Raw genomic sequence first — 10,001 nt, forward strand, 5'->3', positions numbered from 1 at the left:
CAGGGTGTCTGTGCGCTGTCACGTTACTGTCGGGTGGCTGTCATGTTGCATAGAGCGTGCGGGGTATACGCTCATCGGCGTGTTTTACCATCATGGGAAAGAGAGATGAATCCGATAAAATCGTTACGGCTCAACCGGGCCTGGTCGCAGGAGCAGCTTGCTGAGCTGTCTTCATTGAGCGTCAGGACAATACAGCGCATAGAAAATGGCGAACGCGCGAGTCTGGAAACCCTCGGTGCGATTGCCGCCGCCTTTGAGGTCAAGGTGTCGGCGTTAATGGAAAATGGCGCGACGCCGCAGGGGGCGGGTGAACCGCTGGAGCAGCGTATTCAAGATGCCCGGCATCAGGTGCGGGAAGAAAGCCGCTTCTGGCGCTATTTGTCATCAATCGACTCGCCGCTCCCCAAAGCCACTGGTTTCTCTGGCCGCTGCTGATTTGGGGCGGGATTCTGGCGCTGAGAGCGATAAAACTGTTCCTGCTGCATGGGCGGCTGGCGCGATGGGAACAGGCACGACTGCAAAAAATATTGCGGCGTTAGTGCCTGTTTCCAAAGACACGTTAACTGCCAAAAGCACCTGTTCGGATCCCATCAGCCCGATCCGCTATACTTAACGTCTTGTTTTCATGGGAGGTGGGTATGGATTCACGCTACGGGCGCCTGGTGACGACAGCCGCTATTCTGGCGACCGCAACGGCGCTGTCGCTTTTTGCTCTGAAGGTTTTTGCGTGGTGGTATACCGGGTCGGTCAGTTTGCTGGCGTCTTTGGTCGATTCGCTGGTGGATATCGCCGCCTCGTTAATCAACCTGCTGGTGGTGCGCTACTCATTGCAGCCGGCGGATTCCGAGCATACTTTCGGTCACGGTAAGGCCGAGTCACTCGCCGCGTTGGCTCAGAGCATGTTTATCTCAGGGTCGGCGTTATTTCTGCTGCTGACCGGTTTCCAGCACTTGATTTCTCCCCAAGAACTGAAGGATCCGGCCGTCGGGATGTGGGTGACAATAGTCGCGCTGATCGTGACGGGGTTCTTGGTCGCATTCCAGCGCTGGGTGGTGGCCCGTACCCACAGTCAGGCGGTGCGCGCAGATATGCTGCACTATCAATCCGACGTGATGATGAACGGGGCGATTTTGGTCGCGTTGGGACTTAGCTGGAAAGGCGTGACCTGGGCGGATGCCGTGTTCGCGCTCGGTATTGGCGCATATATTTTGTACAGCGCTTTGCGGATGGCGTACGATGCCATTCAAGCCCTATTAGATAGAGCACTGCCGGATGAAGAACGGCAGGAAATTACCGATATCGTTACCGCGTGGCCGGGCATTAGCGGCGCTCATCAGCTAAGAACGCGACGAGCGGGCCCCACGCGGTTTATCCAGCTGCATTTAGAAATGGAAGATACCCTGCCGTTGGTGGAATCTCATCAGATTGCGGACGATTTGGAGAAAGCATTGCTGCAACGCTTTCCCGATGCCGATATCATTATTCACCAGGACCCAATATCGGCTGTTCCTGACGCCCAGCGAGGGTGGTGGAACATTTGATTCAACAGAGAATTATCACGTAGGCGTTATATTTTTGTAAATATGTGATACTCCACAGGGAAATTATTGGTCTTTAAGCCTGACTTGAATCAATTCAGCCGAGGGTATTTGTTATAAAATGCGTACAAGAAGGTGAGAGGTTTGCGTTGTCAGTGTTGAATGCCGCAAACTTCGCGCACGATATCAAAAATCTGCGAATTAACATCTACAAATCCAGAGGTTGTCATGATTAAGAAAATCGGAGTACTCACAAGCGGTGGCGATGCGCCAGGCATGAACGCAGCTATCCGCGGTGTGGTGCGCGCTGCATTAACGGAAGGACTGGAAGTTTATGGAATTTATGATGGCTATCTGGGTTTGTATGAAGATCGCATGGCGCAGCTCGACCGTTATAGCGTGTCAGATGTCATCAACCGCGGCGGTACGTTCCTAGGCTCTGCCCGTTTCCCTGAATTCCGTGAAGAATCCGTGCGTCAGGTCTGCGTAGAAAACATGAAAAAACGCGGTCTGGATGCGCTGGTCGTTATCGGCGGCGACGGCTCCTACATGGGCGCCAAGCGTCTGACCGAAATGGGCTTCCCTTGCATCGGTCTGCCGGGCACGATCGATAACGATGTGGCAGGTACGGACTACACCATCGGTTACTTCACCGCGCTCGACACGGTTGTTGAAGCGATTGACCGTCTGCGCGACACGTCTTCCTCTCATCAGCGTATTTCCATTGTTGAAGTCATGGGCCGTCACTGCGGCGACCTGACGCTGGCGGCAGCTATCGCTGGCGGCTGCGAGTTCATCGTGGTGCCGGAAGTCGACTTCAAAAAAGAAGATCTGGTCGCTGAGATCAAAGGCGGGATTGCCAAAGGCAAAAAACACGCTATCGTTGCCATCACTGAACTGATGTGCGATGTGGGCGAGCTGGCCAGCTACATCCAGCAGGAAACCGGGCGTGAAACGCGCGCGACCGTACTGGGCCATATTCAGCGCGGCGGTTCTCCGGTCGCTTACGACCGCATTCTGGCTTCCCGCATGGGCGCCTACTCCATTGAACTGCTGCTGCAGGGATACGGCGGTCGTTGTGTGGGGATCCAGAATGAAAAAATGGTTCACCATGATATTATCGACGCTATCGAGAACATGAAACGTCCATTCAAGGGCGACTGGCTGGAAACGGCGAAAAAACTGTTCTGATTGGTTGTTGGCCCGTTGTGGCAGGGTGTATGAAATCCCGTCCCTTAGGGGGCGGGATTTCTTTTGGCTGTCATCCGCAGGCACAGGGTGATAGGTTGACCTAAACTTTTATTTGGCGCTGATTGAATTAGCCTTTTCCGGCGGTTCAGCAAGAGCATAAACGCAGAAATTATCGAGGTTTCGCATGACAAAAGTGACTGTTGCCGCCACGCAGATGGCCTGCACCTGGGACCTGCCCAGAAATATCGAAAACGCGGAAAAACTGGTGCGGCAGGCGCACGCAAAGGGTGCGCAAATCATCCTGATCCAGGAGCTGTTTGCCGCGCCTTATTTCTGCATCGACCAGAATCCTGAACACTACGCGTTGGCGCAGAGCCTCGATAACAGTCCATTGATCAAACATTTCTCCGCGCTGGCCGCCGAGCTGGAAGTGGTGTTGCCGCTGAGTTTCTTCGAGCGTGCCAATAACGCCTACTACAATTCGCTGGTGATGATCGATGCGGACGGCAGCGTGCTGGACGTTTATCGTAAAACGCACATCCCCAACGGCCCGGCCTATCAGGAAAAGCAGTTCTTCATTCCTGGCGATACCGGCTTCAAAGTGTGGCAGACCCGCTACGCCAAGGTCGGCGTGGGTATCTGCTGGGATCAGTGGTTCCCGGAAACCGCCCGCAGTCTGGCGCTGATGGGGGCTGAGATCATTTTCTACCCGACGGCCATTGGTTCTGAACCGGCTTTCCCGGACTGGGATAGCCAGCCGCACTGGACGCGTGTGCAACAGGGGCACGCCGCCGCCAACCTGGTGCCGGTGGTGGCCTCCAACCGAATCGGAACGGAAGCCAGCAAGTATATCGACGGGCTGGAAATGACGTTCTACGGCTCTTCTTTCATCGCCGATCCGACCGGCGCGCTGGTGCAGCAGGCCACCCGTACCGACGAAGCGGTGCTGGTGCACAGTTTCGATCTGCAGGAAATCGCGCAGATGCGTGCAACTTGGGGCCTGTTCCGCGACCGTCGCCCGGAAATGTATGACGTCATTGGTACTTCCGACGGCAAAACCTGGAGATAAATCATGTCACAGCTGACCACCCCGTTTCAGGACGGTTTCGCCATGCCCGCAGAGTGGGCTCCGCAGGAAGCGGTCTGGATGCTGTGGCCGTATCGCCGCGACAACTGGCGCTCTGTCGGGGAGTTGATCCCCGCGCAGCAGACCTTTTCTACCGTTGCGGCGACGATTGCCCAGACGACCCCGGTCATTATGGGGGTCCCGGCGGCAGAGATGGCGCATGCGCGGAGTATCATGCCGGCCAGCGTCACGCTGGTTGAGATTGAGAGCGACGACGCCTGGATGCGCGACACCGGGCCGACGATTGTGCTGAATCCCGCGGGCAAACGCGGCGGCGTCGACTGGCAGTTCAACGCCTGGGGCGGAGGGCAGGGCGGTTTGTATGCGGACTGGCGTCGCGATGAAGAGGTCGCGCAGCAGGTTCTGGCCTACCACCACGATGCTCGCTATGTCGCGCCGCTGGTGCTGGAAGGCGGTTCTATCCATACCGACGGCGAAGGTACACTGCTGACGACGGCGGAATGCCTGCTCAATCCCAACCGCAATCCGCATCTGGATAAGGCGCAGATCGAGCAACTGTTGACGGACTATCTGGGCGTATCCGCCTTTATCTGGCTGGAGTCCGGCGTTTACAACGACGAGACGGATGGGCACATCGATAACATGTGCTGCTTCGTGCGTCCCGGCGAGGTTGCGCTGCACTGGACCGAAGATGAAAACGATCCCCAATATGCGCGGTCTATGGCGGCATATCAGGTGCTCTCCAAGGCGAGAGATGCCCACGGTCGACATCTGAAAATCTGGAAATTGCCTGCGCCGGGTCCGCTGTATATGACGCAGGCGGAAGCGGAAGGTGTTGATGTCGACGGGCAAGCGATTGAACGTATCGCCGGTTCTCGTCTGGCGGGCTCCTACGTTAACTTCCTGATCAGCAATCGTCAGGTGATTTATCCGTTGCTGGATAAACGTACGGACCGTCAGGCCCATGTGCTGTTGCAGCAGATGTTCCCGGATTACCTGATCAGCGGCGTCCCAGCGCGTGAAATATTGCTGGGCGGTGGCAATATCCACTGCATCACCCAGCAAATCCCGTCAGCACGCGCGGAATAATCCCACCCATAAAAAAACGGCTCCTCGAAAGGAGCCGTTTTTCACAGCAAATAAAACCGAGGGCGTTACGCGCCTTTGGCTTCTGCTGCGGCTTTCACGATCACGGCGAAAGCATCTGCTTTCAGTGATGCGCCGCCAACCAGCGCGCCGTCGATATCCGGCTGAGTAAAGAGTTCAGCTGCGTTAGACGCGTTAACGGAACCGCCGTACTGGATGATGACCTGTTCAGCTACCGCAGCATCCTGTTTAGCGATGTGGCTACGGATGAATTTGTGGATAGCCTGTGCCTGCGCCGGAGTGGCAGATTTGCCAGTACCGATAGCCCAGATAGGTTCGTAGGCGATGACAGCATTTTCAAACGCTTTGGCGCCCAGCGTGTTCAGAACGGCATCCAGCTGACGAGCACAAACGCTTTCAGTCTGACCTGCTTCGTTTTCTGCTTCAGTTTCACCGATGCACAGAACCGGAGTCAGACCGGCTTCTTTCAGTACGCCGAATTTTTTAGCAACGAATTCATCGCTTTCTTTGTGATAGGTGCGGCGTTCTGAGTGACCGATGATGATGTATTTAGCGCCGATGTCTTTCAGCATGTCGGCAGAAGTTTCGCCGGTGAATGCGCCGGAAAGGTTTACATCAACGTTCTGCGCGCCCAGGGCAATACGGCTGCCAGACAGTTCGTGCTTAGCCTGACCCAGGTAAACAGCCGGCGGAGCGATAGCTACGTCACAGCCCGCAACTGCGGTCAGTTCATTGCGCAGACCAGCAATCAGTTCGTGAACCATGTGGGTGCTACCGTTCAACTTCCAGTTGCCCATGACTAAGGGATGTCGCATCTTTTTTCCTCCAGACGGATAGCAAGTTAATCAATACGTCACTGCCGCTCGGCAGTGTAACCTGACGACAGTATAAAGATGAAAAGACCTCGTGGCTCTGTTTTTCGTGCCTAATAGCGGCTTTGATCAATATTCTGCCAGCGTGAGCTTAATCGGTTCAACCGCGAACGTTAGCCCTTTTTCGCCCCCATCTGCCACCACATAACGCAGTGCCCCCTCCTCCTGCTGGAAGAAAGGATGCCCTTTACCTTGCGTCAGCAGGGTATCGACTTTTTTCAGGCTTTGTTCGCGCGTCAGCGAGGGGACGAACACCCGCAGCAGCGCGGCCATATACTCCTGCGCCTGTTTGCGTCGGCCCGCCTCATCAGGATCTTTCGAACCCGGCAGTAAGGTGATTTGCAGCGTTTTGATCTTGCCCGTGCCTTTCTCAAGCGCGGTAGAGGAGTAGAGCATATCGCTGATCTTGCTGGCGGCGCGGGTCAGCATAGGAGAATCTTCGTTGGTCTCTACGACCCGATATTCCCCAATCGGCAGCGTTGGATTGCTGAGATTATAGCGGGTACGAAACTGGACGAGGGTCATGTCGAACGTTGGCGAGCCGGCCAGCAGATAGGGCGCAGCAGGACCTTTGTGCTGAAACAACGCGTCTGCCCTGACGGCGCTGGCCTGATGTATTCCGGCGGTGAGCAAGCAAAGGATAAGTAGAGATTTTTTCATAGCGTGTTCGTCAATGTCGTCGCAGTAGCCGTTATGCCGTCAAGCGGCCTTGTGATTAAAGCGGTATTAGTTAGGGATTGTCAAAATTCGCGTAAAAAATACGAGAGAAACTGTGCATTAAGGTAAACTCGTCGCCAGAAAACAGCTATCGGAATAGGCTTGAGATGACAGTGCAACAGTGGTGCTTTTCTTTTCGTGGCCGTCTTGGGCGGCGGGAATTCTGGCTGTGGATGGTGACCTGGGTAGTGCTGACGATTGCGCTCTTCGCACTGGCGGGGCAGAACTGGTTGCCGACTCAGACTGCCGCCTTCGCGCTGGTGGCGCTGATGTGGCCCACCTCTGCCGTACTGATAAAACGGCTGCACGATCGCAACAAGAGCGGGTGGTGGGCATTGCTGCTCGTGTTGGCGTGGCTATTGGGCAGCGGCAACTGGTATATGCTGCCTTCGCTGGGGCAGTGGGGGCTGGGGCGCTTCCTGCCCTCGTTGATCGGTATCATGATGTTGCTGGACTGCGGCTATTTTGCCGGAACGTCGGGCGCAAACCGCTTTGGTCCAGAGCCGGAGCCGCTGCGGCTCCGTTCCTGATTTCTACCAGTAATTTTCAGCGGTGATGTTGCCAGGCCGACGGCGCAAATGTTTCGTCATCTGGCGCTCATCCTTCAGCAGTTGCTGAGTATCTCGCACCATCTGTGGATTGCCGCACACCATGACATGACTGGTGGCGGCATCCATCGGCAGGCCGACCGCCGCTTCCAGCGCGCCGCTCGCGATCAGCGCAGGAACGCGTCCGGTGAGTGAACCGGCAGACTCCTCACGACTCACGACCGTTTGAATATGCAGCTTGCCGTTGTAGCGCTGTTGCAGCTGTTGCATGTGCGGCAGATAGCTGAGATCCCGGGCAAAGCGCGCCGCATGGACTAACACGATGTTCTTGAAGCGTTCTACGCCGCGGCCTTCTTCCAGAATGGAGAGATAAGGACCGATGGCCGTGCCGGTCGCCAGCATCCATAGCGTGTCGCAGGGAGGCACTTCTTCCAGGACGAAGAAGCCAGCGGCTTCCTGCGTGATAAGCAGTTCGTCATTCTCTTTGAGCTGGTGCAGACGGGGGCTGAGTTTGCCTTCCGGCACATCCACCAGATAGAACTCCAGCGTGTCGTTGCTGGGTGCATTCACGTACGAGTAAGCGCGTTGAACCCGCTCGCCGTCCACATCCAGCGCCAGCTTGGCGTACTGCCCGGCGGTAAACGTATTGACCGGCGCGCGTACCCGGAGGCTGAACAGACTTTCCGTCCAGTTTTCTACCTCAACCACCTTTCCCGTTAGCCATACTGCCATAGTTCGAATACTCCTGTTGCAGCCTGCCGCGAGCGGCACGATATCTCAATCTGCAAATGAATTAACATGGCTGTGCATAGGGTTTTTTCAGATGCAGAGCCGATGTGAGTCGGCCCCTAAGATACGCGATCTTTTAACAGCTGTGAAACAGTGTGAGTTTAGGTTTTATAACAGAAATTCGTGCAACGCCTGATCTTTACGATCGAGGTAGTGGGTGGAGCGGATCCGGCGAATGGTGCGCGATTTACCTCGGATCAACAGCGTTTCCGTGGTGGCCATGTTGCCGCTGCGGGCAATGCCTTCCAGCAGATCGCCTTTGGTGATACCGGTAGCGGAGAAGATGACGTTGTCATTGCGAGCCATATCGCCGAGTGCCAGCACGTTGCCAGCTTCGATACCCATTTCGCGACAACGCGCCAGTTCCTGCTCGCCGATACGACGGTTTTCTTCGTTATCGCCTTTCACTTCATGGCGAGCAAGCAGGCGGCCCTGCATATCGCCGTCCAGTGCCCGGATCACGGCGGCGGAAATAACGCCTTCCGGCGCGCCGCCAATGCCGTACAGCACGTCAACTTCGCTGTCTGGCATACAGGTGAGGATAGAGGCGGCCACATCGCCGTCCGGGATCGCGAAGACTTTCACGCCCAGGCGCTGCATCTCGGCGATGATCGCGTCATGGCGCGGCTTGGCCAGCGTGGTGACCGTCAGTTCATGCAGCGGTTTGTTCAGCTGTTTGGCGACGGCGCGCAGATTGTCTTCCAGCGGGCGGTTCAGATCGATCGCGCCTTTGGCCTGAGGACCGACGATCAGTTTTTCCATGTACATGTCCGGCGCGTGCAGGAAAGCGCCTTTCTCCGCTACCGCCAATACGGCGAGCGCGTTCGCCTGACCCATCGCGGTCATGCGGGTGCCCTCAATCGGGTCGACGGCGATATCCACCGCATCGCCCTGACCGGTCCCTACCGCTTCGCCGATGTACAGCATGGGGGCTTCGTCGATTTCACCTTCGCCAATGACGATCTGACCGTCAATGTCGACCTGATTCAGCATAATGCGCATGGCTTGAACCGCCGCGTTGTCCGCCGCGTTCTTGTCGCCGCGCCCCAGCCATTTGTAACCGGCCAGCGCCGCTGCTTCGGTGACGCGGGAAAACTCGATGGCTAATTCACGTTTCATGGATATCTGTCCGTTATCTCTGGCAAGAATAAGTGCGGCAATATTATCACAGGGGTCGGAACGGGAGATAAAGCGGCGGGGAGAAAATGGGCGCGGCAGATGCGCCCGATCAAAGTTGTGGGGGATTTAAGCGACAGGCGATTTAATCGTCATGGTCCTCCCATGCGCGTACGCGCGCCACGGCTTTCTGCCAGCCGCGATAGCGATAATTCCGCTCCACGGTTTCAATGCCGGGACGAAACTCCCTCTCGATGGCGGTCTTGCTTTTGACCTCATCCAGATCGCTCCAGAATCCGGTCGCCAGACCAGCGAGGAAGGCGGCCCCCAGCGCGGTGACTTCGCGAATGACAGGACGTTCGACGCGCGTGCCCAGAATGTCGGACTGGAACTGCATCAGGAAGTTATTGGCGACCGCGCCGCCGTCGACCCGCAGCGAGTGCAGGTGCGTTCCTGCATCCGCCTGCATCGCGTCCAGCACGTCACGCGTTTGATAGGCAATGGACTCCAGCGTCGCGCGGATGATGTGGTTGGCGTTCACGCCGCGTGTCAGTCCGAAGATGGCGCCGCGCGCGTAGGGATCCCAGTAAGGCGCGCCCAGCCCGGTGAACGCGGGGACGACGTAAACGCCGTTGGTGTCGTTCACCTTACCGGCGAAGTACTCGGAGTCCGTCGCGTCGCCAATCAGCTTCAGCTCATCACGCAGCCACTGTATGGACGCGCCGCCCATGAATACGGCGCCTTCGAGTGCATAGTTGACTTCGCCGCGCGCGCCACAGGCGATGGTGGTCAGCAGGCCATGTTCGGATTTCACCGCTTCCGTACCGGTGTTCATCAACAGGAAGCAGCCGGTGCCGTAAGTATTTTTCGCCATGCCGGGGCTGACGCACAGCTGACCGTACAGCGCCGCCTGCTGGTCACCGGCGATGCCCGCGATAGGAATACGCGTGCCGCCTTTCCCCCCAATATTGGTTTTCCCATAAATCTCGGACGATGAATGAACGCTCGGTAACATGGCGCGGGGAATATCCAGCGC

Annotated in this window: 10 protein-coding genes and 1 pseudogene; 6 read left to right on the forward strand and 5 right to left on the reverse strand. The window is 56.8% G+C overall.

The window, feature by feature from the left end; genetic code table 11:
* Positions 1–105: 105 nt before the first annotated feature.
* The 5 genes and pseudogenes from Q7O77_RS10070 to aguA all read left to right on the forward strand — a co-directional run bounded on the left by Q7O77_RS10070 (position 106) and on the right by aguA (position 4,905).
* A pseudogene (locus Q7O77_RS10070) lies at positions 106–539 on the forward strand (helix-turn-helix domain-containing protein).
* A gap of 99 nt (positions 540–638) precedes the next feature.
* Positions 639–1,541 carry a CDF family cation-efflux transporter FieF gene (gene fieF / locus Q7O77_RS10075; protein ID WP_085651746.1) on the forward strand — a complete coding sequence of 301 codons (903 nt, stop codon included), beginning with the start codon at positions 639–641 and terminating at the stop codon, positions 1,539–1,541.
* Between the two features lie 225 nt (positions 1,542–1,766).
* On the forward strand, positions 1,767–2,729 hold the full coding sequence (gene pfkA, locus Q7O77_RS10080) for a 6-phosphofructokinase (protein WP_118894700.1): 963 nt from the start codon (positions 1,767–1,769) through the stop codon (positions 2,727–2,729).
* A gap of 184 nt (positions 2,730–2,913) precedes the next feature.
* On the forward strand, positions 2,914–3,798 hold the full coding sequence (gene aguB / locus Q7O77_RS10085; protein ID WP_304166526.1) for an N-carbamoylputrescine amidase: 885 nt from the start codon (positions 2,914–2,916) through the stop codon (positions 3,796–3,798).
* Positions 3,799–3,801: 3 nt separating this feature from the next.
* Positions 3,802–4,905: an agmatine deiminase gene (aguA, locus tag Q7O77_RS10090; RefSeq protein ID WP_304166528.1), complete on the forward strand. Its 1,104-nt coding sequence runs from the start codon at positions 3,802–3,804 to the stop codon at positions 4,903–4,905.
* Between the two features lie 65 nt (positions 4,906–4,970).
* Here aguA and tpiA read toward each other — a convergent pair whose 3' ends face one another.
* Both tpiA and Q7O77_RS10100 read right to left on the reverse strand, forming a co-directional pair.
* Positions 4,971–5,738 carry a triose-phosphate isomerase gene (gene tpiA / locus Q7O77_RS10095; protein ID WP_026740879.1) on the reverse strand — a complete coding sequence of 256 codons (768 nt, stop codon included), beginning with the start codon at positions 5,736–5,738 and terminating at the stop codon, positions 4,971–4,973.
* 126 nt (positions 5,739–5,864) lie between these two features.
* Entirely contained in the window at positions 5,865–6,455 is a 591-nt protein-coding gene (locus Q7O77_RS10100; RefSeq protein ID WP_085651742.1) for a DUF1454 family protein, read from the reverse strand.
* A gap of 164 nt (positions 6,456–6,619) precedes the next feature.
* Between Q7O77_RS10100 and Q7O77_RS10105 the strand changes: the two genes are divergently transcribed.
* Positions 6,620–7,042: a DUF805 domain-containing protein gene (locus tag Q7O77_RS10105; protein ID WP_304166534.1), complete on the forward strand. Its 423-nt coding sequence runs from the start codon at positions 6,620–6,622 to the stop codon at positions 7,040–7,042.
* 3 nt (positions 7,043–7,045) lie between these two features.
* Here the strand turns inward: Q7O77_RS10105 and fpr are convergent, their stop codons facing one another.
* The 3 genes from fpr to Q7O77_RS10120 form a co-directional block, all read right to left on the reverse strand.
* Positions 7,046–7,792 carry a ferredoxin--NADP(+) reductase gene (fpr, locus tag Q7O77_RS10110; RefSeq protein WP_304166536.1) on the reverse strand — a complete coding sequence of 249 codons (747 nt, stop codon included), beginning with the start codon at positions 7,790–7,792 and terminating at the stop codon, positions 7,046–7,048.
* Positions 7,793–7,957: 165 nt separating this feature from the next.
* Positions 7,958–8,968, reverse strand: coding sequence for a class II fructose-bisphosphatase (gene glpX / locus Q7O77_RS10115; protein WP_304166539.1), 1,011 nt, complete (start codon positions 8,966–8,968; stop codon positions 7,958–7,960).
* A gap of 142 nt (positions 8,969–9,110) precedes the next feature.
* Positions 9,111–10,001 (reverse strand): FGGY-family carbohydrate kinase (locus Q7O77_RS10120; protein ID WP_304166542.1); only part of this gene is annotated, 891 nt, incomplete at its 5' end.

Source organism: Lonsdalea britannica (assembly GCF_946477055.1).
Lineage (GTDB): Bacteria > Pseudomonadota > Gammaproteobacteria > Enterobacterales > Enterobacteriaceae > Lonsdalea > Lonsdalea britannica_A.